We start from the raw sequence: 25443 nt of genomic DNA on the forward strand, positions 1-25443 counted from the left end.
AGTTTATTTCACAACTGTTGTGTCCAATGCACAAAATGTCTTTGTAGTGTTCAGTCAGCTTTTCTATCTAGTAGCATGGCATCGCCATAACTAAAGAATCGATACTGTTTTTCGATAGCATGTTGATAGGCGTGTTCGATAGATGACTTACCTGAAAATGCCGATACTAGCATCAGTAGTGTCGATTTAGGTAAGTGGAAGTTGGTCAGCAACCGATCAATAACGCCGAATTTGAACCCAGGATAAATAAATATATCCGTATCGCCCGACCAGCTAGAGAGCGCTTGACCGTCAATGGCAGTTTTTTGATAAGCCGTTTCAAGAACACGCGTCACTGTTGTGCCGATCGCGATAACCTTTTTACCATTCGCGTGCGTTTGATTGATGAGGTCTGCAGTCGTTTGTGGCAAATGCGCGTATTCACTATGCATGGTGTGATTGAGCAGATTGTCTGTTTTGACGGGAGCAAAAGTACCTGCCCCAACGTGCAATGTGACAAAAGCGGTGTTGATACCTTTCTCGTCAAGCTTGCTCAGTACGGATTCATCGAAGTGTAAGCTTGCTGTGGGTGCAGCCACACTGGCGAGCTTGGCCGGGTCATGAAAAACGGTTTGATAACGAGTGTTGTCAGTGTCATCAGCATGACGCTCAAAATAGGGCGGAATCGGCAATTCACCATAAAGCTCTAGATGCGGTAAGATCGGCGCATCAAACGCCAAAATGAATAAGTTGTCTTGGCGACCAATCATCGTAGCGCTCATATGACCATCGGCAAGTTGTAAGCGTTGACCAAGCTTGAGCGCTTTGCTGGCTTTGACATGGCAAAGGGCAATATGCTCTTGATTGACCGCTTCATCATTGGTGTCTTTTAGATGCAGTGTCACTTCATCTAAGTCCGAGATATCAACTAGGCGTTCAATCAGTACTTCAAGTTTACCGCCAGTATCCTTTTGACCAAATAAGCGTGCTTTCATTACCTTGGTATCATTAAAGACAATCAGATCTCCAGCCTCTAATAAGTCAGGCAACTCAGAAAACAAACGATCTTCTACACGAGTGTCATTTATTTGAGTACGAGCTGGCAAGTATAGAAGTTTTGAGGCAGAGCGCTGCGCTAATGGATAGCGTGCAATCAGACTATCTGGTAGCTCATAGTCATAATCTTCAACGCTCAGATAATCTAAGATGTCGTTGTTTTTGTCGGTATCAGTTGGCGCGTTAGTATCAGCAGAGTCAATATGAGAGTCGGTCATAATCAGTCTTTAAATGGATAGGAATTTTGGCATAATTGTAGCAGAAATACCTTTGTGAGAGGATACTTTGCTCAGCAGTAATCATGTATAAGATATGCTTTAAACCTATAAATAGCCTAAGTGGAAATTATCAGCTATAGCTATCAACGACGAAGTCTTTATCATTAGTAAGTTGATTTACTCAAATAGATTTAGTTGAGGTAGTAACTGAGCGGCAGGTGCTAACGAAGAAAAAGTCACACCAACTAGTCGAATGGGGAGCTGGCGCGGAATATCCAAAAATAGCTTGTCTAGCCAATAATGTGCAGACTCGGCGCTATCAAACGTCGTCGAAAGGGTATGTGAGCGGGTGATTTGAGTAAAGTCTGAATATTTAATTTTTAGAGTAATGGTATGAGCGACTAACTGCTTTTGGTGCATTTGCTTAAAGGCATCGGCGTTTTGCTCATATATTTGCGTGAGTAATGCCTCATTATCATTTAGGTTGTCTCTGAAAGTGGTCTCTGAACCAACAGACTTGTGCGTGCGTTCAGATTTCACAGGGCGCTCATCGCGGCCATGAGCGATATCATGATAAAACTGACCACGTTTGCCAAATTCTTGTACCAACACGGCAGCTGGTGTACGCCGAAGATCAGCGCCATTACTCACACCCATTGCATGTAAGCGCTTTGCCGTTGCTTTCCCTATGCCATGAAACCGCTCAATGGGTAGCGTGCTAATAAAGTGATCCGCATCTTGTGGCGTGATAATCGCTGTACCATTAGGCTTATTGATGTCAGAGGCAATCTTGGCGAGCATTTTATTAAATGACACACCGGCAGAAGCAGTCAATCCTGTATGTTCCAATATCTGCGCGCGTAACCAATTGGCCATCAATGTCGCTGAACCTCTATGTACAGATAAACCTGTCACATCAAGATACGCTTCATCTAATGATAGCGGCTCCACATGGGGCGTTAGGCTATACATAATGCGGCGAATATTACCACTGACTGCTCGATAAACCTCGAAACGCGGTCTTACAAATATCACTTCTGGGCAACGTTTGCGTGCTTCATAGCATGACATAGCAGAGCGTACACCAAATTGACGCACCTCATAACTGGCAGCAGCAACCACACCGCGACCATTAGGATCACCGCCAACCACCAATGGTTTGCCACGTAATTCAGGAAAGTCACGCTGCTCAACACTGGCATAAAAAGCATCCATATCGATATGAATGATTTTACGGGAGTTCGATTGAATAGAGTCTGTCATATTCAGTATTTTACCTGAATTAATGGCTTTTTCTATTATCAATTGTTAGAGCTCAAAGTGGCTTTTCCGTAAATTTTTGACTAAATAACGATAATATTTAATTATTGATATATATCAGTAATTAAATATAGTGTAAGATTATGTACAGTAAATAAGACAGCTTTCTAATACTTACGCTGACATTAACAAACAGTTGTTTTCTATCGGCCTCTTTTATGAAAGCGTTTATCAAGTTATTTTATCTCAATAAACCGTCTATCTTAATAGATTTGCTATTCATCGTAAATTCGATGGATATCTATTACAGTTAGCACATTAAAGTTTTAAACTATAAGTATTCACAATGATAGGCAAGGTAATAAAAGTAGATAACGCCTCATATATTTTTAGTACTGTAGAAAGACGTTGTTTGTAGCTCTCATTCTAAACTTGTGAATGGAGTACTGGTAGATCAACTCTTTAAAAACATATCGTTTCTAGAGAGCTCAGAATGATCAAGGAGCAGAAAATGAATAACGAATTGAAAGGGAGCGATTTAACACGGGCCATGCTAGCGCGCGGCGAAAAACGAATATGGTGTGCAGTTTGCGATGACAGCGACGAGCAAGCCATGATGGATCATTGTGGTAATGACTTTACCGCGTATATTGTGTCGTTTCGTGATGGGTCTTTTTATTGCAGTGCTGGCATGCCATGGAGCTATGCCGTACCGATTAAGATAAGTGTTGTTAGAGAATCTGAAGTAGCGATGTAAACAAACAAATACCACAGGTATAAAATTAACAGACACAAAAAAACCTCCGAAAAGGGAGGTTAGATTGTATTGCTATATGGTACCAGTGGTCGGACTCGAACCGACACGCTTTTAAAGGCAACGGATTTTGAATCCGTCATGTCTACCAATTCCATCACACTGGCATGTTAGAAGATAATGTCTATTAAATAAATATTATCGAATTGGGCTACAGGGTTAACTCTGTATAGGCTGCGTATTATAGCAGCCTATTTTCCTTCGTCAAGAATTATTTAATATTAATTCAAAAAAATATTCTATCCTACAAAAGCACGCTCAACCGCGTAGTCTGCTTGTACACCCATACGCGGTGAAACGGTCAGGCCAAAGTCATCCAAAATGGCTGAAATTTCAGCATTGAACGGCATGCTACCGCAGATCATGACACGATCGTCGTCTTTATTCATCGGTGGTAAACCGATATCTTCGAATAATTTGCCAGACTTCATCAAGTCTGTGACTCGGCCTTGGTTTCTAAACTCTTCACGAGTGACAGTCGGGTAGTAGATGAACTTTTCGCGGAACCATTCACCAAAGATTTCATCATTCGGCAGCTCATTTTCGAACATCTCGCGATACGCCAAATCATGGACGTGACGGACACCATGTACTAAGATGACTTTGTCAAAGCGCTCATATACTTCAGGGTCACGTGCCAATGCCAAGAAAGGGGCAAGTCCGGTACCTGTTGACAGCATATATAGATGCTTGCCCGGCAGTAGATCATCTAATACCAATGTACCTGTCGGTTTTTTGCTGACCAATAGCTCATCGCCTACTTTGATGTGCTGTAAGCGTGAGGTAAGAGGACCGTCTTGAACTTTGATAGAAAAGAATTCTAACTGGTCTTCGTAATTAGGACTGGCAATCGAATAAGCACGCAACAGTGGTCTACCGTCGACAACAAGACCAATCATCGCAAATTCGCCATTACGAAAGCGTAAGCCATCGTCACGAGTGGTTTTGATACTAAATAGAGAATCATTCCAATGATGAACCTCTGTGACCGTTTCGGTGCGAAGTTTTGACATAAAGTCCTCGTTAATTAATAGGTTGCTATCGGTGTCGTTAGGTTTAAATACGTATTAAATCAAAATTTTCAATGATAGATTAAAAAATATAAAAACCTATCAGTATTCTAATAGTTATCGAAAAAGCTGAATGTGAAAACGTACCTACCGTAAAATTCAATAATAAGGTTTATCTATCAGCCGATAGGGCTGTAGACTATTTTTTGTGCATGTTAAATCATCAGTATTGATAAGAGGAGTTACAAATAAGCCAAATGTAAAAGACTCTCATCAAAAAATTTCTTGCACATGATATCAAACTTTAAAGTAAAAATCCGTCTAGCTGCTACCCACCAGCATGATAAAATGGAATATCGTTAGTGAGTAATTTTGTATCATTTGGCCAAATTGTCTAAAAAGGACCGTTTTTTATTACTGGAGCTGCTCTATGTCTGATGACAATATGTCTTTAGATAACTCTCACCACGTCCCCATCATTGGCTACCATCGTGCGCCACTCTCGCAGAAATTTGGTGCACCAAGGCAGCCGAATTTGGTCGCGCTGACCAGTGCCATTGAAATGCTAGCGCCTTACGATACGCCAGCCGCGTTTGAGGGCTTAGAGGCCTTTAGTCATATATGGATCAGTTGGCAGTTTCATCATAACTATCGACATAAAGACAATAATCAAGCCAATAGTAGCTTTCGAGCGCAAGTGCGGCCACCAAGATTGGGCGGTAATCAAAAGATAGGGATATTTGCCAGTCGCAGTATGTATCGTCCATCAGAGCTGGGACTGTCCGTTGTCAAACTTGAGCGTATTGAGATAGTACAAGGTCGCGTGTTACTTATCATCAAGGGTGCTGATATGATAGATGGCACGCCAATTATCGATATAAAGCCGTACGTGGCTTATAGCGACGCGCTTCCGGATGCAAAAAGTGGATTTGCGCCAATTGCGCCAGCATTATTAGAGGTAGTGATGACAGAGACAGCTTACGAACAATTTATGCTGCTAGCGAGCGTAGGAGAGCCCGCTGAAATCAGTAATAATGATGCAAGCCATAGCTCTGTAAAGAGTGTATCGAAAAGTGCTACAGTCGCTTCGATGGTCGAGCAAATACAAAGCCAATTGCTAATCTCTGATATCGAGGCTATTAAAGCGTTGATCGCGCAAGATCCAAGGCCTGCATACCGCCGTAAAGAGAAAGAAACCTCATTTATCATGCGCTATAAGTCTGTTGATGTGAGCTTTTGGTTGATAGACTTAGGACAGTTGCAAATAACAGCGGTAGTGGCAATATAAGTGATATGAATCGATAGCATGTTTGTCAACGTACCCCAAAACAATAAAAGAAGAAAAATATGGCTGCTCAGAATTATTCGATAGTAATTGATTTACGCTGGTGCCTAGATGAATTATTGGCAGATAAAGTCATTGATCAACGTGGCTATAATCTAGTAATTACCAGCCGCCGAAGCAAAGCACAGCATCCACTACTGACAATTAGTGAGTTTGGCTTGCCCAATGGACATGCCCTCGATGGTAACTCTGATAATAAGTTGACGCTGGCATGGCTAAATCAGTGGCTAGCGGCCAAAGCAGACATGCCACTCGTTCGTATTGATCCATTAAAAGTTGACGTCCCGGCAGTGACGCAGCTGATGTCTTTTGAATATGCACGCTCACAGTATATTTTGCCCATTGAGGTCACTTTAGATGAAGTGGTTATCGGGACAGATCAGCCTTTTTATACCGATTGGCACTCAAATATCGAAAAGCTAATCAAGTTAAAAAGCTATCGCACGGTTTATATTAATCCTGAGCAAATCAATCGCTACCGCCAAGAGTTCTATCAAGTCACGCAAGCCATAGCAGGGGCGAATAGTGTTCACAAACGTGCCGTGGCTGATGTTACTAATGTCGAAGCATTGCTGCAACTGGGCGATAATACCAACCCTGATGCCAATGACCAGCATATCGTCAGAGTGGTTGATTGGTTGCTACAATATGCTTTTGAGCAGCGTGCCAGTGATATCCATTTGGAGCCGCGCCGTGAGACGGGCAAAGTGCGTTTCCGTATTGATGGTGTGCTACATACCGTGTACGAGATGCCACTCGCGATTATCGTGGCGGTGACCGCGCGTATCAAAATCTTAGGGCGTCTGAACGTTGCAGAAAAACGTAAGCCGCAAGATGGTCGACTAAAAACGCGTACGCCGAAAGGGTTAGAGACTGAGCTGCGTCTATCGACTATGCCCACCGCTTTTGGTGAAAAGCTGGTCATGCGAGTCTTTGACCCTGAGGTACTCGTTCGCTCGTTCGCGCAGCTTGGTCTGTGGGGTAAGCAGCTTGAGATGTGGCATGAGCTGACCGCAAATCCCAACGGTATTATTCTGGTCACGGGCCCAACAGGATCAGGTAAAACCACCACCCTTTATAGCACGCTCAAGCAGCTAGCCACTGAGCAAGTGAATGTCTGTACGATTGAAGATCCGATTGAGATGATCGAGCCTGCCTTTAACCAAATGCAGGTCAATCCAGGTGTCGATTTGTACTTTGCGGATGGTATTCGCTCCCTGATGCGTCAAGATCCCGACATCATTATGGTTGGGGAGATTCGAGATGCGGAAACAGCAAATATGGCAGTACAAGCCTCACTGACGGGGCATTTGGTGCTCTCGACATTACATACCAACGATGCACCAAGTTCCATCACTCGTTTGCATGATCTCGGTATCCAGCCTTTTTTGACATCAGCGACTATATTAGGGGTCATGGCACAGCGCCTGTTACGGACGCTATGTCCGCACTGTAAAAAAGCAGTAGAGGTGACGCCGGACAGCGAAATAGCCATTCAGTGGCAAGAGTTGGTACAACCTTGGCGCGCGCCAGTACCCACACAGACTTATACCGCGCAAGGCTGCGAGCACTGTCGACATACTGGCTATCAAGGACGAGTCGGACTCTATGAGATTATGCCGCTCTCTAATGAGTTAAAAAAATTGGTCGCTGCTGATGCCAACTTGGATGTGCTCAAGCAGCAAGCGTACCGAGAAGGGGTGCAGCCTCTACGTCTATCAGGTGCAAAACGCATTAGTGAAGGGGTGACGACGATAGAAGAGGTGATGCGCGTCGTGCCTCTGCACTGATCATTGCGCCGCTGCATTGATTTTAGGCATTTATGCGCCAGACTTCAAAAGCGCTCACATTTGCGTTACTTGAAAACAGCACCCTTTATAGCAATCAACTTATCAACGAATTTTAAATTTCAATAACTTTTACTGACTTTGTTCCAAAAACGAGATTATTTATGTTTACAGATACGCATTGCCACCTCAACCGTTTAGATTTAACCAAATATGATGGCCAGTTGTCCGGCGCGATTGATGCCATGAAAACTGCCAATGTTACTCGCGCGATGGCCATCATGTGTGATTTTGCTGAATATGATGAAATCGCTAATATTGTCAGCACCTATGGTGACGAAACGCTAAATCTAGGGATGAGCGTCGGTATTCATCCTTGTGAAGACATTGGTATATTACAATCAGCGACAGTAGAGCGTCTGATAGAGACCGCTAAGGCTGATCATGTATGGGCGATAGGGGAGACGGGTCTCGATTATTACTGGTCAACAGAAAACAAAAAAGCGCAGCAAGCCAGCCTTGCACGTCATATACATGCCAGCCAACATTTAAAAAAACCACTCGTCATCCATATGCGTGATGCCAAAGAAGATACGATTGATATTCTAAAAAGTGAAGGTGCTGAGCATGGCATCATTCACTGCTTTACTGAAGATTGGGAGACTGCAAAGCGGGCATTAGATTTGGGATTTTATATTTCATTCTCAGGTATCGTGAGTTTCAAGAGTGCGCAAGACATCAAAGATGCAGCCCAAAAAATGCCTAGAGACAGAATACTCATTGAAACTGATAGTCCATACTTGGCGCCAGTCCCCAAACGCGGCAGACCAAACGAACCTGCATATGTTCCCTACGTGGCAAACTGTATCGCAGACATGTATGGATGTAGTAGCGAGGAAGTCGGTGCACTGACGGCAAAAAACTTTGAAAATTTACTGGCACAGTATCATTAAAATGGTTATGCTATGACCACTCAGTCATTTATTCGATAGTCTTGTGGTTCAATCCCCTTAGGTATTTATCATACTAAATATAGCCACCTGATTATCAATGACTATTTAGCAAACATAAGCATATTCCCTTTTGTGGTCCTCGAGCAGTCTTGGTACAGTCCCATACTTTCATTGCCGATGTACTGCCGTAAATGATGGTTGTATGCTTAATCTTGTCATGTTTTAGGAGAGATTATGAGTCGTCAGCATCAGTTTAAGGCACGAGAAGAAAATATCTTAGCGATGGCAGAGCAATTGCTACTTGAGTCAGGCGATGGTGATATTACTTTGGATAGTTTGGCAGATCAGCTCGACTTGGCTAAAGGCACGCTATATAAGCATTTTTCTAGTAAAGATGAGCTTTATCTGCGTATTATTATTCGTTACGAAGAGCAGCTATTTGATATCAACCGTATTGATGACTGCCCATCGGCAGGCGTTGCCCGCATGATTTTTCAGCAGCTATTCAATCCGCAAAAAGCCATGCTATTGAATCAAATCGAAGAGCGTCTGGCAGCATCGGTCACTGGTCTGAATCGCTTATTTGGCGAGTTGTATGATATTCGTCGCCAGCGTATGAAGCGCTTGATTGATATCATCAGTGCTTATCTGAAAGACGAGCATAGTAGTCTGAGTACTCGCGATTATTTATCTTCTATTTGGGCGATGGGTCAAGGCGGTGCGGGTCTACTAAACTCAAGCTTTTATCAGCGTTATTTGGGTCGCCGTGATACCTTACGCTATGCCTTTGTTCAGCAAATGCTAGAATTGCCCAGTCACTATCCTGCTGAAGAAGATGAGGTCATGGATGAAGATATGCAAGAATTAGTAGAGCAGATCGATACTGAATCAGAAGAGCATCGCAATACCAATTATTAGAATGTCGACTGATTTTCGATGTCATTGATTATTTAGTGTTACGTGTTGTCATACCTGATATGGCAGCACGTCAAAATGTATCTTTCAATGTATCTTTCTTAGCGTTCATAAAAATGAACGTTATCGTCCTATATACAAAACTGAATTACAGGCTTATAGGTGCAATATGCCGGTCACTGTCAAGACTCAGTCCAGCTCAGCGGCCAATTGCCCTTTAGCCATCGTCGGTCAAACGTCTTGTCCAAATCGCTTTCGTATTTTAGCTACATCGTCTAATTGTAATTGTCTCTCTCTATCAAGTAATGCATGTCCCTCACAACATACCTCATCAATAAGCAGTCATAGGCAGGCTGGCTTTACGCTCGTTGAAATCGTAGTAGTGGTGGTTATTCTATCTATATTTGCTGGCATGATGAGTCTGTCTGTCGGCAGTAGTGACTCTCGCAAAAACCGCGCCTTTTATGAACACCTCACTGATTCACTGAGCTACGTCCGTTTGCTATCAGCTGAGCGTATGCAGCCGATGGGTTTACGTTTGCAGGCAGATAAGCAGGGACAGGTAGCGCCTGTAATCGTTACCTTATCGAATCCTTACATTGCCTATCAAACGGCTGATATTGCAGTAGGCAGTATGGATAGCCAGCCAAAGAACGCAATGGAGCTGTCTGCTGATTTGAGCAGTATGTCAGACTCTACTGGAGAGACGCAGCCAACACCGAGATGGGAGATTGAGTCAGAAGTTAGCTTGCCTGAGCTGCCCGCTGGCGTTAGTATCAGAGTGCAGAGCTTGGATGCTAGTAATTCAACAAGTACAGGGCAGACGCAAACGCTACAGCCTTGGTTTAGTAATCAAAGCGTGCCGCAGGTATTGTGGTTTGGTACGGGCCAAGCGACGCCTGTCACCATCGAAGTGATTCACGATTCGCGTCTGGTGGGTGAGGTAATCACGATAATGCCCGATGGTAGTATGATGATAGGGCAGGGATTATAGTGAATAAGTTGTCCAAATATTCTGCGACGAAGGCTCAGCCTACGTCTCTCAAATCTATATCACTCAAGTCTGGGCGCGAGAGTGGCTTTACCTTGATTGAGGTAATGGTTGCCTTAGCCATTTTGGCAGTAGTGGCCGTCGCGGCGAGCCGTGCTAGCAGTGCGTATTTGAAGTCGGTTGATATATTGCGCACCCGCACGCTTGCTCATTTTGTTGCACAAAATGCCGCTGCTGATTTGCGTATTCAAGACACATGGTTGACCGCCAACCGTACTCAAACGATTAATGCTCAAGGGCGTGACTGGCAGATAGTCATGACAGTCGGTGATGCCATCACACCTGCACTAAAACAAGTAAATATCGCAGTGGCGCCTATCATAGATGGACAGGCAGGCACATCAGTCACTGATATTAGTGTCATTCTAAGCAATGCCGACCAAGATACGGGCAGTTTAGATTTAGGTAGTAAAGGTAGTATCGGGCAAGCAGGGGGCGGCTTGTGAGTATGAAGCTACAGCGCGGGTTTACGCTGCTTGAGCTGATGGTTGCTATGGCAATATTTGCCATGTTGACAGTCGCAGGTTGGCAAGTATTTGACAGTGTCAACCGCGCGCGCGAGAGAGCACAGTTTCATGCTGATAATTTGGCCGTACTACAATACGCCTATCTACAACTGCAGCAAGACATGGCACAAGTGATTCCTTATCAAGCGCTTAATACTCAGAATATTGGTGCGGCAAATAGCAGTACAAACGACAGTACAAGTAATAGTAACCAAGCAGGCGAGCAAAAAAATGAGATAGCACCTGAGCCTTTTATGAGGGTAGAGGGTGAGCGTGTCAGCTTTGTACGCTTTGCTGATCCTGATCCACGTTATCAAAGCAGCACTAGTATCCAGCATATTGAATATATTTTTGCAGATGAGCGCCTGATACGTCGTCAATATACCAGTCTTGAAGATGGGCGCGATAGCGTCAGTTTAGACAGTGTATTATTGGAAGGTGTTACTGCTGGGCGTTGGCAAGCCTATTTGCCAGAGCTGAGCACCAAATTTCCAAGCGATGACGTCAATAATAGTAGCAATACAAATACAGCATTGGGACAAGCAGCGAATACAGCGGGTGCTAAGCCCGATGTTGTTTTACTACCGAAAGGAATTGCCGTCAACTTTACTTATCAAGACATGCCTATTACTTGGCAGTGGGCGCTAGCGCCACAACCAATACCCCGTAGTAGCGCAAAGTCTGCTAATAGCAACGATAGTAGTAACAATGATAATAGTAGCGACAATAATAATGGCAGTGACAGTAACAACAATAATAGCGGCAGTAATACAGATAATAGCAGTGTGCGAAACAGTAATTGAGAAGGTAGTATTTAACATGCATCACTTACTCAGCAACATAAGCTCTCTATGTCAATAACAGCAAACTCTCAGCGTGGTGTGGCGCTGCTCACGATCTTACTATTGGTGGTGAGTATCACTGTGGTTGCAGGCGCGATGCTTGCTAGCCAAAAAGTTGCGATTAGGCGTAGCGGATTATTGTTTGATCAAAATCAGCTATTGCAAGATATTGATGCCGGTCAGCAGTTAGCAGTGACGATGATTCGTGCGGACAGTAAGCTTAACGACACCGATAGTGAGCAAGATATCTGGGCACAGCCGATACCGCCATACACATTAGCAAACCACAGTGTCAGCATCGAGCTGCGTGATGAGGCGGGTCGTTTTAATATCAATAACTTATATCAAGGTGGCACGGTTGATACTGCTGCGCTAGAAGTCTTTCAGCGTCTCTTAGCACAGTTGAATTTAGAACCAGATATTGCGGTTGCCGTCCTTGATTGGCAAGATACGGACAGTGAGGTCTATCTAGATGGCGGCGATGAAAGTACGGTATATGACCAGCAAGCAAATGGTGTGGCGAGTACAGAATTGTCCAATCAGCCTTTTGTTAGCGTTGATCAGCTACAAGAGGTTCGAGGGGTGAATGCAGAAGTGCTAGCGACACTACGACCTTATCTGACGGCTGTTCCTTATTATTTGCCTATCAATATGAATACTGCGAGCCCAGCATTACTTGCCGCACTGATCGATGGTGCAACCAGTCAGCAGATGCAAGGGATAGTCGACACGCGCAGTAAGCAAGCGCTCACGTCTATCGATGAGCTATGGCAACTGCCAATTTTGAGCGGCTTAGATGAAAAGCAGCGGGCAGCATTAACGCCTTTGTTGGCAGTTGATAGTCAGGCCTTTATGGCCCTTATCACAGCGACTGACAATGCAACTGTTGGTCAGGCAAGACAGCGCTTTGCTACCGTATTGATTGGTAAAAACGCAGCGAACGACAGTCAAGCCACAAATGACACTAGTGGTAGCAGTAGCGATGTCACTAGCGAAAAGCCCAAAGAAGTCAAAGTGGTCACGCAGCGACTATGGGCGTTTCGTCCTAGCTTTTGATGAATGGTAGTGCGCTTTTCATTAATCTCTTAAGCGGGTCTCTTCACTAGATTTCCAGTTATATGCCCCATAAAATAACATCTGCGCTTGGCGAGTGCAGTTATGTAGCATCAACTGTTTATTCTCTTCGATGACGTTTAGATCGATTTCGTCATCATGATCTTCAGTGTAGGTCAATTCTAACCAGTCGATAATCCAAGAAAAGAACATATTTACGCCAGCTTCAGCCAATAGACGACGGTCATAATCATTGATATGAGTAAATGCTGGCTGTAATGCTAGGTCATCTGCCAAGCTTTGGGCATGTTTTTTAACCAGTTCATTGATGGCTTTTCGCACAGATTCTGAGCCACCGTAGCGCTCACTGACCAAAAACTGCCAGTAGTAAGGCTGATCGCTGACCATATATAAGAACAACTGAATGCTCTTCGCTATCTGACGATCAAAGCTACGTTTGCGTCCAATTTGCAGGCTATCGCTGAGTGTGGCGAGCGTACCACCCAATTCTTCGATGACCAAGGCGCGACCGAGCGACTCCATATCATCAAAATGGCGATAAAACGCAGTCGGCACAACGCCAACCTCACGCGTGACCTGCCTGAGACTAATAGAGCTAAAAGATTGCCCTGTCATACATAGATCGAGTACGGCATTAAAAAAGGCGTGCCGAGTTTGAAGTTTTTTTTGTTCGCGACTGCTCATAATGTTTCAAAATTGTCCGATAGAGGTTTATCATACTCATTTCAGCGCACAAATACGACTGAAATGCACAATTCGTGCTAATTTACTGAACCTGCACTAATTAATCTTTTAAACCACCGTACCCCAGTGACCTTGCAATTCTTGCGCCAATCGATAAGCTTCGTGGTCATTCATGCCTGTTATAAAATCTAAAATATTCAATATATTGTGATAAATATTGTCTGATAACACGCGGCGATGCTCATCTAAGTGGGGTTGTAGTAATCTTAGTAGACTCTGCTGTTCAAACGACATAGATGATGCAGCAGCTTCTACTGCCTCAGTGCCCGTCCAAGCCAGTGGTACAAAGGCATCCATCAGGCGATGCAAGCATTGATTGGCCATTAGCTCCATTCTTACCTTGTTCGGATGATTAAATATTTTTTCGCGGGCCAATTGCTTGGCCTGCAAGATACCGTTTTGCACACTGGTGTCGCAATGCGCAAACAAGCTGCCTTGGAGCGTACCTGCCAGCAAGTCTTCGCTATTGGCCACAAAAGCATCGGTGATCGTATTGACCAAGCGCATCATGGCGCGTGATCGCAGAGAGGCCAGACTCTGCCTGACTGACATATGCGTGGGCAAGCTCACGCTATCAGGATGCTCGCCAATCAGTTCATAAAATATCGTGGCAACCTCAGTATAGGTTAGCATATTCAGATTAATACCATCTTCTAAATCTATCAGCGCATAGCAGATATCATCTGCAGCTTCTAACAGATACGCCAACGGATGGCGTGCAAAGCCATCGTGATGTGTTGAGCGCGGCAAATGCAAACATGCTGCCAGCTCCTCTAACTGAGAGGCCTCGCTATAAAAGCAGCCAAATTTCTGTACATTATGGGCGTTGTCATTTTTATCATTGCTGTGAGTGGCAAGCCAAGGGTATTTCATAAAAGCGCCTAGCGTTGCGCAGGTAAGACGCATGCCACCTTTATCGGGATGGTGTTCATTGCGTACTAGTAACCGAAACCCTTGTGCATTGCCTTCGTAAGCCAGTAAGTCCAGTCGCTCATTGCTACTGAGCTGTTGCAAAATCACTTGAGGATTAGGCTGCCGAAACCAGTCACGAATGGCGTACTCTCCAGCATGACCAAACGGCGGATTACCAATATCGTGAGCGAGGCAGGCTGCTTGTACAATTACGCCAATATCAGATGGCGAGACTCCTGCTAGTAAACCATTGCCTAGCTTATCATGGAGCTTTTCTGCGGTCATCATCCCTAAAGAGCGTCCAATAGAGGAGACCTCAAGCGAATGGGTCAGGCGAGTATGGATACCTAGCTGATTGGTCAATGGATGAACTTGGGTTTTTTGATTCAACTGCCTAAACGAGTGAGAGAATACCAGTCTGTCATAGTCTTTGTGAAACTGAGAGCGAGTACTCGTATTAGCGTTGAATTTTTTGGCAGCGCCAAGACGCTGTGAGTTGAGAAGATGAGACCATTGCGCAGTAGAAGACGACAAAGAGGTTGGGGTACTTAGCATATTGGAACATCCGAAACCAAGGGAGCCTCTAGCATAACAAAATAGCGCCCTTGGTACAGCTACTAAGACTTCTGGCAATCAAAAAGAACGTCTTCCTCTTCGATAGACACATCACTATTTAGTGTTTTGTTTAGCAAGGTTGCGTTGTCACCATCCACTTGCCATATAATGCCATGAGTGTCATCTAATCCAATATCACTCGTATAGATGGTTTTGTCAGTAAGGGCGTCGCTACCAGAGGCAGCTGTCAAATCGTATTCGATACCGTCAATAAGTAGGTGTGCGGTCTGCGGTGTGGCATCGGTATGATAGTATACGCCGATAGTAGCAGTAGGCTCACAAGAGAATGGTGTGCTGTTGCGAGCGTGCTCAGAATGGTCGTGACCCTCATGATCATGTCCTTCGTGAACGTCCATGTCATTATGACTTTCATGGTCATGTCCTTCATGATCGTGTTCCATATCATCGTGCGCTTCGTGGTCATGCTCCTCATGAGCATGTTCATCGTGCTCTGCGTGACTGTCTACGGTTGTCACGTCTTCAGATGCTGCTGGCTCACCGTCTGTTTTTGGCTGGCAGCCTAACAATGAAACTGTCATAACACTGCCTACTATAGCAGCACTTGCAAATTTGGAAAAAGAGAAAAAGTCAGTCAAAATATAGTCCCTCAAACAAGTAAAATAAAGATATGTTATATTATAACAATAAGTCGATAAAATAAAGCCGATGCTGGAAAATATCCAACATCGGCTGATTAGCTATCAGGCAGTATTGACTAGCTAAAGCTACACGTTAAATCTAAAGTGCATGACATCGCCATCTTGAACGATATAGGTTTTGCCTTCTAGGCGTGACTTACCAGCGGCAGCCGCGCCTTTTTCACCGTTGTATTCTATGAAATCATCATAAGCGATGACTTCGGCACGAATAAAGCCGCGCTCAAAGTCCGTATGAATAACGCCAGCAGCTTGCGGGGCAGTCGCGCCAATTGCAACTGTCCATGCACGTACTTCTTTGACACCAGCGGTGAAGTAAGTCTGCATATCAAGTAAGTCATAACCACCGCGAATTACTTGATCAAGCCCGGCTTCTTCCATGTCCATTTCAGCCAAAAAGTCTTTTTTGTCCTCTTCATCTAGCTGGGCAATTTCAGCTTCGATTTGGTTGCATAGGGCAATAACAATAGATTCTTCGCCAGTCGCGTAATCACGAACAGCATCGAGATATGGATTGTTTTCAAAACCATCTTCAGCAACGTTAGCAATATACATGGTTGGCTTTAGAGTAATTAAACCGTAGCTACGGATGAGTTTTTTCTCATCAGCGTCTAGGTTGGCCGCGCGCGCCGCTTTGCCTTCTGCTAATAATGGCTCAATCTTTTTGAACACATCCAGCATGGCGCTCGCGTCTTTGTCACCGCCTTTGGCTTTTTTGGTCAAGTTAAGAATAGCGCGTTCAACCGCTTCCAAATCTGCCAATGCCAACTCAGTATTGATCGTTTCGATATCATCAATCGGGCTGACGCGACCATCGACGTGTACCACGTTGTCATCATCAAAACAGCGAACGACGTGAGCAATCGCATCAGTTTCGCGGATGTTAGCCAAGAACTGGTTGCCCATGCCTTCACCTTTTGACGCGCCTGCCACCAAACCTGCGATGTCTACAAACTCCATTGTCGTTGGCAATACGCGCTCAGGGTTAACGATATCAGCCAGTTTCTTTAGGCGTGGATCTGGTACTGGTACGATACCGGTATTGGGATCTTTGGTACAAAACGGAAAGTTTTCAGCGGCGATACCCGCTTTGGTCAACGCATTAAACAAGGTGGATTTACCCACGTTTGGTAGGCCGACGATGCCGCAATTAAAACCCATAACAGTCTCTCAATGTATTAATAAAATAGTTGGTACTGAGCTAATATAAGACTTGATATTTAGTCAGGACAAAACTGAGTTCGTCTAAAACTCAGCTTGTTTAAAATATTAGTCAAATAGTAAATCAAAATTGGGCACATTGTAGCAAATTTACCGGAATAGGGGTGAGGTTGTTACGGTATATGCTTAGGTTTTTACTCAGCGATGGTAGGTGTTTTTCTATTAAGGTTAGGATATGTCAAACGCTAAAAAGTGAATACGATTGGTTGTTCCTTATTTAGATAAGCTGTGTTTGATTTGGTATTCAGTATTTTTTGCTATAGTAAGTTATCATAGATAAATAGTGGCATCAGGCTCACAAACAGTAAGTGCAATCTGCTGGTTGGATTAATTTTTTTCAAACAATCAGCTCGCTCCAAAACACAATGTAAGGCAATATCCGATAATGACAACCTCGATTTTTGACACACGCCGCTATAAATATCCACAAAACTTCCTTCAGATGAAGCCCAAACTTGCTCGACTTGAGCAGGCCATCAAAAAGTTAGAGGCAAACCTCATTGATGCTAATGATCAAGCAAACACAAAGCTGCTTACGCAAAGGTTGGATAGTCATTTAGGATTAAAGGTCGACTATGCCAGCGAGCTTAATCCCGATCAGCTCATGGCTGCCACTACTATCGAAGGTAAAGTGTTGGTGATTGCGGGTGCAGGATCGGGCAAAACCAAGACTTTGACCTATCGCACCAGTTATTTGCTCGAAAACGGCGTGTCGCCTGAAGAGATATTACTGCTGACTTTTACGCGTAAAGCGGCAAATGAAATCAAAGATCGCGTTAAATCTTTGCTGGCAAGTAGTCTTTCAAATCAAGAGCTATCTGATGACGCATTGGCTGAAGATAAGCTGCCAATAGATAAGGCCTTAAACAGTATCACCAGTGGCACCTTTCACTCATTTTGCAATATGCTGCTGCGTCAATACTCGGGCCTGCTCGGTATCAATCCACGATTTACGATTTTAGATACTGGCGATAGTGAGGATGCCATCGATTTGGTACACAAAGAAAAAAAGTATCCCACGCAAACCAAAGCCCAAGCCTTTCCGCGCAAAAAAACGCTGCAAAATATCATATCGACGTCTAGAAACAGACGTATACATATTCGTGACTTAATCGAGGCTAATTATCCTGATATTGCGGTGCACATTCCTATCATCGAGCAATTGGCAATCGATTTTCATGAGTATAAGCGTGCCAATCACTTATACGATTTTGACGACATTATCAGTCAAGTGGTACGTCATTTAAAAACCAACGACACTTTTAGGCAGCGACTCCAAAACACCTATCGTTATGTCATGGTTGACGAATATCAAGACACCAATATTCCACAAAAACAGTTAATCGATTTAATATGTGAGCCTGCCTCGGTGTCACTAATGGTCGTTGGCGATGACAATCAAAGTATCTATGCCTTTCGCGGCGCCAATTACGAAAATATCTTGCTTTTTGGTGAGACCTATCCCGATGCCAAACTTATTAAGCTTGAACAAAATTATCGTAGTACGCCATCGGTGCTAGGCTATATTAATGCGTTGTCAGCGCAAATCACGCTAGGTTATCAAAAGCAGCTGTATTCTGATGCGCCAATAGCAGGGGAAAAACCAATATTTCGACGACTCAGCGACGAGACAAAAGAAGCGAGCTATATCACTGACAAGATTGTCGCGCTAAAGCCCGAGTATGATTACAACGACTTTGCGGTATTGTGCCGCACGTCTTTTCAGTCCAATTATGTGCAGCTAGAATTTATGGCGCGCAATATTCCCTTTATCGTGGTGGGCGGTATCAAGTTTATTGAAAGACGTCATATCAAAGACGTGTTGGCTTTTGTCAAAATTCTCTATAATCCAAATGATACGATTGCTTGGCATCGAATTCTAACTTTGTTTAAAGGAGTAGGCGCAGTCACGGCGACGCGCTTAACCCAAGCCATCACTGCTGACAATAATGCGTTTGAGCCGTTATTGGCAGCACCGTTCACCAAAAAAAGCAATCAGCTAAAGCCTCTATATCACACGCTTACCAAGGCCCAGCAAGCGGAATCGGTTGAGACAGCCATTGAGCATATTCTTGAGTTTTATATCCCTGTGTTAAAGCTGATTGAAGACAACTGGCGTGAGCGTAGCGAGGACTTTCGGGTGCTAAAGAACTTAGCGACAGAGCACACGAGCCTCGATAGCTTTTTAGAAAATCTTGCGCTCGATCCACCCAATGACTCAGTTGCGGTCATGGAAAGCTCTGACGATGAACAAAGTAATGATAAAGTCACGATCTCAACCATTCATAGTGCTAAGGGACTTGAGTGGCCAGTGGTATTCGTCAATTCATTGGTCGATGGCATCACGCCGCATCATCGCTCATTAGATGACTTTGAAGCATTAGAAGAAGAGCGTAAGCTGTTTTATGTGGCTTGTAGTCGTGCAAAAACTCAGCTGTATCTGACCGCGCCGAATTATTTTTCTAGTTATTCTGGATACTTTGACATGGCCTCACGCTTTATCGCGGAGTTATCTGCTGACGAGGTAACAGTCGAAACAATGAAGCTGCCTGTCATAGATAACGATGATCCAATGTGGTGGTAATTTTTCATTGTCATTAACGAATATTTTTGTTCTAAATGTCAGATAATTTTGCCTCGTGTTTATCGCCAAATTATAGCTTCATACGCCAACTATTCCTTTTAAAAATGACCTGCAAATAAAGGTATAGCTAAAAGTATTTAATGGTAAAAATATTTTTCAGATAAGGGTTTAATATTGAGCACAATGCGTTACTATTAGCACCTAATTCGGTTCGACCCTTATATTTGATACTCTGTATTAACACCCTAAGAAAAGGATAGGTTATGCGCTATGAAGTTATCGTTATCGGTGCAGGTATGGTTGGCACGTCAATCGCGTGGCATCTACAAAAAAATAACTCAAATGTATTACTTTTAGACAAGAAATTGCCAGGGTCAGAGACCTCATATGGCAATGCAGGATTGATTCAGCGCGAAGCCATTCATACGCATCCTTTTCCGCGTCAGCTGACAGAGATGATCCGAGTACTGCCGAACCAAGGTACTGATATCCGCTACCGTATTCCAGCCATTCTGCGTTATCATCAAGCGCTGCTGCAGTACTGGAAATACTCTACGCCTGCGTCTGTCAAAAAAATCGAGTCAGAGTGGCAGACGCTGATTGAGCATTGTACTAGCGAGCACCAAACTATGATTAGCGCTTCTGGTGCTGATGAGCTCATTACTCGTGATGGTTGGTTACAACTACATCGCTCAGAAGAAACATTCAAAGAAGCACAAGCATCCGCCATTGATGCTCGCAACCAAGGGGTTGAGCATAACGTACTGAGTCTTGAAGAGCTAAAAGCAATAGAGCCTCGTGCTAATTTCGAAGGTTTTGTTGGTGCCATTCATTGGTTAAATTCATGGCAAGTATCAAACCCAAGCTCGCTCGTAAAAGCCTACGCAAAAAACTTCCAAGACATGCAAGGTACGATCAAAGAAAATGACGTAAAAGAAATCGTCCAAGAAGCGGACGGCTGGAAAGTTATCACTGATAAAGATACGTATTATAGTGATAAATTGGTCATCGCAGCAGGTCCTTGGTCAAATGATTTGATCAAACCACTTGGTTATAACTTGCCGTTGTTCCCAATGCGTGGCTATCATCAGCATTTCAAAGTGACGGAAAAGAACACAATCCATCATAGTATGTTTGATATGGACAAAGGTTTTGTCATGGGGCCAATGCAGCAAGGTATTCGTATCACCACGGGTGCTGAGATGACTACTATGAATGCGCCAAAGAACTTTGGTCAATTGCAAACCGTATTGAAGCTTGCTAAAAAAATCTTGCCATTAGAAGATGCGGTTGAGAGTGAAGCATGGGCAGGCTCACGTCCTTGTATGCCTGACATGAAGCCAGTCATCGGTCCTGCTGATAAGCATGACAAGCTCTGGTTTGCGTTTGGTCACAGCCATCAAGGCTTCACTCTAGGGCCAATGACAGGTCGTCTTGTCGAAGAGATGATTCACGATAAGCCTACATTGGTCGATCTTGCACCATTTAGTGCCCAGCGTTTTTCTAACTAAGAGCGCATCTGACATATAGTTGATCCAATTTAAGAGCGGTACAAGGCAACCGAGTGCAGATGTATATGTCATACTTCAAGCGAGGTTAACGCTGTAACGCTTTTATAGTGGATTGACTATAGTTAGTACAGAATTAAATTAATGAATAAAAGGTATAGACATGATAAAAAAGCTACACAGCAATCAACGTATGAGCAAAACCGTAATCCATAACCAGACGATCTATTTGTGTGGTCAGGTCGGTAATGCAGAAGACGATATCAAAGCGCAAACGTTGACTTGTCTAGAAAAAATCCAAACGCTATTAGAAGAAGTGGGTAGCGACAAATCAAAGCTACTATCAGTAACTGTCTGGATCAAAGACATGGCAGACTTTGCTGCTATGAATGAAGTCTATGACCAGTGGTTTGAAGGTATTCAGCCACCAGCGCGCGCATGTGGCGAATCAGCGCTTGCACGCCCTGAGCTATTGGTTGAGATGATAGCCATCGCTGCTGAGTAATAAACGGCTCGCAGTATCTGTAGTACCGTTATTAAATAGAAATAAAAAAGGCCATGATAGCGATATCATGGCCTTTTCTATGCGTAGCAATAAGCCAACTCGATTATTAAAGAGGAATATGCTAGCTTTTTAATCCAAGCACACGCCGTATAACGTCAGCGAAGCAATACAATGATTATTATAGGAATTAGCATCCTTTCCATACTGCTTGGCGTTTCTCAATAAAAGCATCAATACCTTCGCTCACATCGTCTGCCATCATATTGCAAGTCATTACTTCACTGGCATAGTCATAAGCGTCTTCGACACTCATATCCAGCTGCTTATAAAACATATCTTTGCCAGTTCTTATTGCTACCGGAGCCTTGGTAGTGATTGCTGTTATCAGTGATTGTAGTGTTTGATCGAGTTGCTCTGCTGGCGCAACTCGATTGATCAATCCATATTGCAAAGCGGTATGCGCATCGATAAATTCACCTGTAATTAGCATCTCAAATGCCTGCTTGCGGGGCAAATTACGACTGACGGCAACGGCAGGCGTAGAGCAAAAAAGTCCAACGTTTATCCCAGAGGTGGCAAATTTTGCATCATCAGCGGCAACGGCCAAGTCACAAGCGGCGACCAGCTGACATCCTGCGGCGGTGGCAAGACCTTGTACTTTTGCGATAACGACTTGCGGCATACGGTTGATGGTAAGCATCATTTGGCTACATTGCTGAAATAGAGCACGGTGAAATGCTTCATCGTCGTGTGCGCGCATTTGCTTTAGATTGTGACCCGCACAGAATGCTTTGCCTGTCGCTTGAATAACCACGACTCTGATCGTATCGTCTTGAGCGATACTGTCTAGCTCTGTTTGCATGGCAGACAGCACTTCAACGGACAACGCATTGAATTGTTTGGGTTGGTTTAAGGTGAGCGTGACTACGCTACTTTCTTTACTGTCTTCTCTAATAACCAGAAGGTTATCCGTGTCTAGAGTAATGTCAGATTGAGTCATTTATCATCCTTGATAATGGGTGGTTTATAGTTTTATATATAGCTGACTAAATAGTAGCATGGCTCACATTCTATACAATAGATGGAGCACATAGAAAGCTCACAAAAAAATAGCGTACTCAGGTGATGAATACGCTATTGGTTTTTTAGTCAGATATAATCTAAATTTATACTGGATCTAGTATGCGCCTTCGCTATAGATAAGCTCGTAGCTGTGGCTGTATATCTCAACGATGTTACCGAACGGGTCTTCCATATAAATCATGCGGTAGGGTTTTTCGCCAGGGTAGTAGTAGCGTGGTTTTTCCATACGCTTTTTACCGCCTGCTGCAACCATACGCTCAGCCAATTCTTCAACATTTGGATCTTGGACGCAGAAGTGAAAGATACCTGTTTTCCAGTATTCAAAGTTGTTTTCAGGGTTTTCTTGATTTTTGAATTCAAAAATCTCAACACCGATACGGTCACCAGTAGATAAGTGAGCGATGCGGAAGCTGCCCCAACCAGAACCAAATACTTCAGTACACATCTCACCAATCGGGCTGTCATCTTCGACAATCTCAGTTGGTTCCATGATGGTGTACCAACCCATCACTTCAGTATAAAATTTTACGGCGGCATCTAAGTCAGGGACTGACAGACCGATGTGCGAAAAGCTTCTTGGATAGACGTTATTCATAGTTTGTGCTCCTGTTTGATGTGCGTTTTCTTTAACGTGAAGCCAGTATACAAATACAGGTTAATTATGTAAAATTATCAAATATTATATGAATAAGTATGAAACGTAATGATAAATATCACGTGGCTACGTACTTTTTGCACGCTTGCTGAGATCGGGCACTTCACGCGTACGGCTGAACGTCTATATATGACGCAATCTGGCGTGAGTCAGCACATACGTAAGTTAGAGGAGCAACTAGATACGGACTTATTGATTCGACAAGGAAAGCAGTTCTCATTGACCAATGCAGGTGAGCAGCTTTACAAAGAAGCAGGCGAGATATTGCAACGCTTATCAAATTTAGAGCAGCGCATCGGTGAAGATCCGCCTTATAAAGGGCTGGTACGGTTGATGTCACCAGGGAGTGTGGGACTTAAACTGTATCCGCAGCTTTTGGCATTACAGCAGCAGCATCCAAAACTAGTCATTGATTACCGATTTGCACCAAATTCTGATACAGAGCGAGCACTGGCTAATCACGAGATTGATATTGGCTTTATGACAGATATCTCAGATGATGAAACGGTTAGCTGCAAGTCTATGGCGAAAGAAGCATTGATACTAGTAACCCCTGCGGCTATCGTAGAGCCTAGTTGGGAGCAGCTTATCGAGCTTGGATTTATCGATCATCCGGATGGTGCCCATCATGCAGGCATGCTACTGACTGCCAATTATGAGCAATTTCAGCATATCAATGATTTTGAGAAAAAGGGCTTTTCGAATCAGATTGGCCTGATTTTAGAACCAGTCAGCAGGGGAATAGGTTTTACTGTTTTGCCAGCCCATGCAGTGGCGGCTTATCCAAAGCCTGAGCTGATTAACAGTCATCATCTACCAGTTGCTGTTAGCGAAACGCTATATTTGGCAGTCAGAAGACAGCAGGCACTCTCTAATAAAATGCGTACGGTCATTAATGAAGTAAAAAAATGGCTATAATTGTTTTGAGAGTGATAAATGCACAGCTAACAAAGCGTTAATAAAAAGCTCGATAGCTGTGCATTTAGTGGAGGAGGCTTATTGATAGATTGCACTATTTTAAAGTCTGCCCAAGTTTGATACTTGCAGCGATATTAGCAGCAGTCGTCTCAATGTTGTTATAAGCAGAACCCAATACATTATCAATCGTATCTACTTTTTGGATACTAGGCATGACTACATCGAACTGACTGGTCTGAGCAGGTTTTAGTCCATCGACACTGCCGCAGATAGCGATAACAGGTGTGCGGCTGGTCTTAGCGATTTGGCTAATACCACCTGCCACTTTACCCATAGCTGTTTGTGCATCGAGCTTACCTTCGCCAGTGATGACGAGGTCAGCCTCTGCGATATGCTGTGACAGGTGAGCCACTTCGGCAACTGTATCAAAGCCTGATTTCAACTGAGCGTCAAAGAACGTCATCATCGCATATCCGAGACCACCAGCAGCGCCAGCGCCTTCAACGTGTTGACAGTCTTCGTAGCCGTTCTGTCCACAGATGGTCGCAAAGTGACTGAGTGCCTTGTCCAAGGTATTGACCTGCTCTGGACAGGCGCCTTTTTGTGGGCCAAACACGGCGCTTGCACCCAGCAGACCGCATAATGGATTGGTCACATCACAAGCAACTTCAAATACCGTGTCTGATATCTGTGCATGCAGGCTAGTATTATCGAGCTTATGTAGGCTGGCAAGTGCGCCACCACCATGAGTGAGTAGGCTATCGTTGATGTCATGAAATGTTATGCCTAGCGCCATTAGCATACCAAGGCCTGCATCATTGGTTGCGCTACCGCCCAGACCGATAACGATACGCTTAGCCCCTTCTGCTAACGCATCTTCGATCAGCTCCCCAACACCATAACTACTCGCAATAACGGGGTTACGCTCATCAGCTGTTAATAGGTGCAATCCGCACGCTTGAGCCACTTCAATAACTGCCGTCGCATCAGGCAATAACAGATACTTTGCAGTAATCGGTCTCATTAACGGGTCATGTACTCTGACTTCCTTCCAGCCTCCGCCTAATACATAAGACAATACCGCTGAGGTGCCTTCACCACCATCAGCCATTGGTAATAGCTTATAGTCTGCATCTGGAAACACTTGGCTAAAGCCAGATTGAATGGCGTGGCACACGTCCAGTGCTTCTAAACTTTCTTTAAACGAGTCAGGGGCGATCAAAATTTTCATA

General features: G+C 44.0%; 23 protein-coding genes and 1 tRNA gene. 13 read left to right on the forward strand and 11 right to left on the reverse strand.

The features are described from left to right. Positions 1 to 50: 50 nt before the first annotated feature. Positions 51 to 1253, reverse strand: coding sequence for a tRNA preQ1(34) S-adenosylmethionine ribosyltransferase-isomerase QueA (gene queA, locus I3255_RS04830; protein ID WP_238037413.1), 1203 nt, complete (start codon positions 1251 to 1253; stop codon positions 51 to 53). Positions 1254 to 1430: 177 nt separating this feature from the next. Then, positions 1431 to 2516, reverse strand: coding sequence for a DNA polymerase IV (gene dinB / locus I3255_RS04835; protein ID WP_238037416.1), 1086 nt, complete (start codon positions 2514 to 2516; stop codon positions 1431 to 1433). A 508-nt stretch (positions 2517 to 3024) separates the two neighbouring features. Here dinB and I3255_RS04840 point away from each other — a divergent pair. Continuing rightward, positions 3025 to 3270, forward strand: coding sequence for a hypothetical protein (locus I3255_RS04840; RefSeq protein WP_238037420.1), 246 nt, complete (start codon positions 3025 to 3027; stop codon positions 3268 to 3270). A gap of 77 nt (positions 3271 to 3347) precedes the next feature. On the opposite strand, the gene I3255_RS04845 is transcribed toward I3255_RS04840, so the two are convergent. Together I3255_RS04845 and I3255_RS04850 are read right to left on the reverse strand one after the other, a co-directional pair. Continuing rightward, a tRNA-Leu gene (locus I3255_RS04845) sits at positions 3348 to 3434 on the reverse strand. 132 nt (positions 3435 to 3566) lie between these two features. Continuing rightward, entirely contained in the window at positions 3567 to 4340 is a 774-nt protein-coding gene (locus tag I3255_RS04850; RefSeq protein ID WP_201599647.1) for a ferredoxin--NADP reductase, read from the reverse strand. A 427-nt stretch (positions 4341 to 4767) separates the two neighbouring features. On the opposite strand from I3255_RS04850, the gene tsaA reads away from it, so the two are divergent. The 8 genes from tsaA (at position 4768) to gspK (ending at position 12792) form a co-directional block, all read left to right on the forward strand. Further along, the gene (gene tsaA / locus I3255_RS04855; protein WP_238037423.1) at positions 4768 to 5625 is read left to right on the forward strand and encodes a tRNA (N6-threonylcarbamoyladenosine(37)-N6)-methyltransferase TrmO; all 858 of its coding nucleotides are present in this window, start codon (positions 4768 to 4770) and stop codon (positions 5623 to 5625) included. Positions 5626 to 5684: 59 nt separating this feature from the next. Beyond that, on the forward strand, positions 5685 to 7472 hold the full coding sequence (locus I3255_RS04860) for a GspE/PulE family protein (protein WP_238037426.1): 1788 nt from the start codon (positions 5685 to 5687) through the stop codon (positions 7470 to 7472). Positions 7473 to 7633: 161 nt separating this feature from the next. Continuing rightward, a complete protein-coding gene (locus tag I3255_RS04865) occupies positions 7634 to 8422 on the forward strand; it encodes a TatD family hydrolase (RefSeq protein ID WP_238037428.1) in 789 nt (262 codons plus the stop codon). Positions 8423 to 8656: 234 nt separating this feature from the next. Then, a complete protein-coding gene (locus tag I3255_RS04870; RefSeq protein ID WP_201599651.1) occupies positions 8657 to 9340 on the forward strand; it encodes a TetR/AcrR family transcriptional regulator in 684 nt (227 codons plus the stop codon). A gap of 166 nt (positions 9341 to 9506) precedes the next feature. Further along, entirely contained in the window at positions 9507 to 10331 is an 825-nt protein-coding gene (locus tag I3255_RS04875; RefSeq protein WP_238037430.1) for a prepilin-type N-terminal cleavage/methylation domain-containing protein, read from the forward strand. After that, positions 10331 to 10834, forward strand: a complete 504-nt coding sequence (gene gspI, locus I3255_RS04880) for a type II secretion system minor pseudopilin GspI (protein ID WP_238037432.1) — start codon at positions 10331 to 10333, stop codon at positions 10832 to 10834. The genes I3255_RS04875 and gspI overlap by 1 nt, the downstream gene beginning before the upstream one ends. Before the next feature lie 2 nt (positions 10835 to 10836). Then, a complete protein-coding gene (gspJ, locus tag I3255_RS04885) occupies positions 10837 to 11697 on the forward strand; it encodes a type II secretion system minor pseudopilin GspJ (protein ID WP_238037771.1) in 861 nt (286 codons plus the stop codon). 48 nt (positions 11698 to 11745) lie between these two features. Further along, complete coding sequence (gene gspK / locus I3255_RS04890; protein ID WP_238037434.1) at positions 11746 to 12792, forward strand: type II secretion system minor pseudopilin GspK; 1047 nt, start codon at positions 11746 to 11748, stop codon at positions 12790 to 12792. A 21-nt stretch (positions 12793 to 12813) separates the two neighbouring features. Here the strand turns inward: gspK and I3255_RS04895 are convergent, their stop codons facing one another. The 4 genes from I3255_RS04895 to ychF form a co-directional block, all read right to left on the reverse strand. Then, positions 12814 to 13494 (reverse strand): TetR family transcriptional regulator, encoded by a 681-nt coding sequence (locus tag I3255_RS04895; RefSeq protein ID WP_058023818.1) that lies wholly within the window; start codon positions 13492 to 13494, stop codon positions 12814 to 12816. 108 nt (positions 13495 to 13602) lie between these two features. Continuing rightward, on the reverse strand, positions 13603 to 15021 hold the full coding sequence (locus I3255_RS04900; RefSeq protein WP_238037436.1) for a deoxyguanosinetriphosphate triphosphohydrolase: 1419 nt from the start codon (positions 15019 to 15021) through the stop codon (positions 13603 to 13605). A 62-nt stretch (positions 15022 to 15083) separates the two neighbouring features. Then, a complete protein-coding gene (locus I3255_RS04905) occupies positions 15084 to 15620 on the reverse strand; it encodes a DUF2796 domain-containing protein (protein WP_238037438.1) in 537 nt (178 codons plus the stop codon). Between the two features lie 186 nt (positions 15621 to 15806). Continuing rightward, positions 15807 to 16898, reverse strand: coding sequence for a redox-regulated ATPase YchF (ychF, locus tag I3255_RS04910; RefSeq protein WP_057759361.1), 1092 nt, complete (start codon positions 16896 to 16898; stop codon positions 15807 to 15809). Positions 16899 to 17343: 445 nt separating this feature from the next. Here ychF and I3255_RS04915 point away from each other — a divergent pair, with 445 nt between their 5' ends. The 3 genes from I3255_RS04915 to I3255_RS04925 all read left to right on the forward strand — a co-directional run bounded on the left by I3255_RS04915 (position 17344) and on the right by I3255_RS04925 (position 21555). Beyond that, a complete protein-coding gene (locus tag I3255_RS04915; protein WP_238037440.1) occupies positions 17344 to 19542 on the forward strand; it encodes an ATP-dependent helicase in 2199 nt (732 codons plus the stop codon). A gap of 263 nt (positions 19543 to 19805) precedes the next feature. Continuing rightward, positions 19806 to 21053 (forward strand): FAD-binding oxidoreductase, encoded by a 1248-nt coding sequence (locus tag I3255_RS04920; protein ID WP_238037442.1) that lies wholly within the window; start codon positions 19806 to 19808, stop codon positions 21051 to 21053. Positions 21054 to 21216: 163 nt separating this feature from the next. After that, on the forward strand, positions 21217 to 21555 hold the full coding sequence (locus tag I3255_RS04925; protein WP_055124581.1) for a RidA family protein: 339 nt from the start codon (positions 21217 to 21219) through the stop codon (positions 21553 to 21555). A 187-nt stretch (positions 21556 to 21742) separates the two neighbouring features. On the opposite strand, the gene I3255_RS04930 is transcribed toward I3255_RS04925, so the two are convergent. Then, a complete protein-coding gene (locus I3255_RS04930) occupies positions 21743 to 22555 on the reverse strand; it encodes an enoyl-CoA hydratase (protein ID WP_238037444.1) in 813 nt (270 codons plus the stop codon). A 177-nt stretch (positions 22556 to 22732) separates the two neighbouring features. Beyond that, positions 22733 to 23233 (reverse strand): lactoylglutathione lyase family protein, encoded by a 501-nt coding sequence (locus I3255_RS04935; protein WP_194197411.1) that lies wholly within the window; start codon positions 23231 to 23233, stop codon positions 22733 to 22735. A 108-nt stretch (positions 23234 to 23341) separates the two neighbouring features. On the opposite strand from I3255_RS04935, the gene I3255_RS04940 reads away from it, so the two are divergent. Next, positions 23342 to 24211, forward strand: a complete 870-nt coding sequence (locus tag I3255_RS04940; protein WP_238037446.1) for a LysR family transcriptional regulator — start codon at positions 23342 to 23344, stop codon at positions 24209 to 24211. 94 nt (positions 24212 to 24305) lie between these two features. On the opposite strand, the gene I3255_RS04945 is transcribed toward I3255_RS04940, so the two are convergent. Continuing rightward, complete coding sequence (locus I3255_RS04945) at positions 24306 to 25442, reverse strand: glycerate kinase (protein ID WP_238037448.1); 1137 nt, start codon at positions 25440 to 25442, stop codon at positions 24306 to 24308. Between the last annotated feature and the right edge of the window lies 1 nt (position 25443).

The organism is Psychrobacter sp. Ps6 (genome assembly GCF_022129235.1).
In the GTDB taxonomy this organism is placed as follows: Bacteria; Pseudomonadota; Gammaproteobacteria; order Pseudomonadales; family Moraxellaceae; genus Psychrobacter.

Coding starts and splice junctions, on each gene's coding strand:
- queA (WP_238037413.1), bottom strand. CDS start 1,253: ATGACCGACTCTCATATTGACTCTGCTGATACTAACGCGCCAACTGAT.
- dinB (WP_238037416.1), bottom strand. CDS start 2,516: ATGACAGACTCTATTCAATCGAACTCCCGTAAAATCATTCATATCGAT.
- I3255_RS04840 (WP_238037420.1), top strand. CDS start 3,025: ATGAATAACGAATTGAAAGGGAGCGATTTAACACGGGCCATGCTAGCG.
- I3255_RS04850 (WP_201599647.1), bottom strand. CDS start 4,340: ATGTCAAAACTTCGCACCGAAACGGTCACAGAGGTTCATCATTGGAAT.
- tsaA (WP_238037423.1), top strand. CDS start 4,768: ATGTCTGATGACAATATGTCTTTAGATAACTCTCACCACGTCCCCATC.
- I3255_RS04860 (WP_238037426.1), top strand. CDS start 5,685: ATGGCTGCTCAGAATTATTCGATAGTAATTGATTTACGCTGGTGCCTA.
- I3255_RS04865 (WP_238037428.1), top strand. CDS start 7,634: ATGTTTACAGATACGCATTGCCACCTCAACCGTTTAGATTTAACCAAA.
- I3255_RS04870 (WP_201599651.1), top strand. CDS start 8,657: ATGAGTCGTCAGCATCAGTTTAAGGCACGAGAAGAAAATATCTTAGCG.
- I3255_RS04875 (WP_238037430.1), top strand. CDS start 9,507: ATGCCGGTCACTGTCAAGACTCAGTCCAGCTCAGCGGCCAATTGCCCT.
- gspJ (WP_238037771.1), top strand. CDS start 10,837: ATGAAGCTACAGCGCGGGTTTACGCTGCTTGAGCTGATGGTTGCTATG.
- gspK (WP_238037434.1), top strand. CDS start 11,746: ATGTCAATAACAGCAAACTCTCAGCGTGGTGTGGCGCTGCTCACGATC.
- I3255_RS04895 (WP_058023818.1), bottom strand. CDS start 13,494: ATGAGCAGTCGCGAACAAAAAAAACTTCAAACTCGGCACGCCTTTTTT.
- I3255_RS04900 (WP_238037436.1), bottom strand. CDS start 15,021: ATGCTAAGTACCCCAACCTCTTTGTCGTCTTCTACTGCGCAATGGTCT.
- I3255_RS04905 (WP_238037438.1), bottom strand. CDS start 15,620: ATGACAGTTTCATTGTTAGGCTGCCAGCCAAAAACAGACGGTGAGCCA.
- ychF (WP_057759361.1), bottom strand. CDS start 16,898: ATGGGTTTTAATTGCGGCATCGTCGGCCTACCAAACGTGGGTAAATCC.
- I3255_RS04915 (WP_238037440.1), top strand. CDS start 17,344: ATGACAACCTCGATTTTTGACACACGCCGCTATAAATATCCACAAAAC.
- I3255_RS04920 (WP_238037442.1), top strand. CDS start 19,806: ATGCGCTATGAAGTTATCGTTATCGGTGCAGGTATGGTTGGCACGTCA.
- I3255_RS04930 (WP_238037444.1), bottom strand. CDS start 22,555: ATGACTCAATCTGACATTACTCTAGACACGGATAACCTTCTGGTTATT.
- I3255_RS04935 (WP_194197411.1), bottom strand. CDS start 23,233: ATGAATAACGTCTATCCAAGAAGCTTTTCGCACATCGGTCTGTCAGTC.
- I3255_RS04940 (WP_238037446.1), top strand. CDS start 23,342: ATGATAAATATCACGTGGCTACGTACTTTTTGCACGCTTGCTGAGATC.
- I3255_RS04945 (WP_238037448.1), bottom strand. CDS start 25,442: ATGAAAATTTTGATCGCCCCTGACTCGTTTAAAGAAAGTTTAGAAGCA.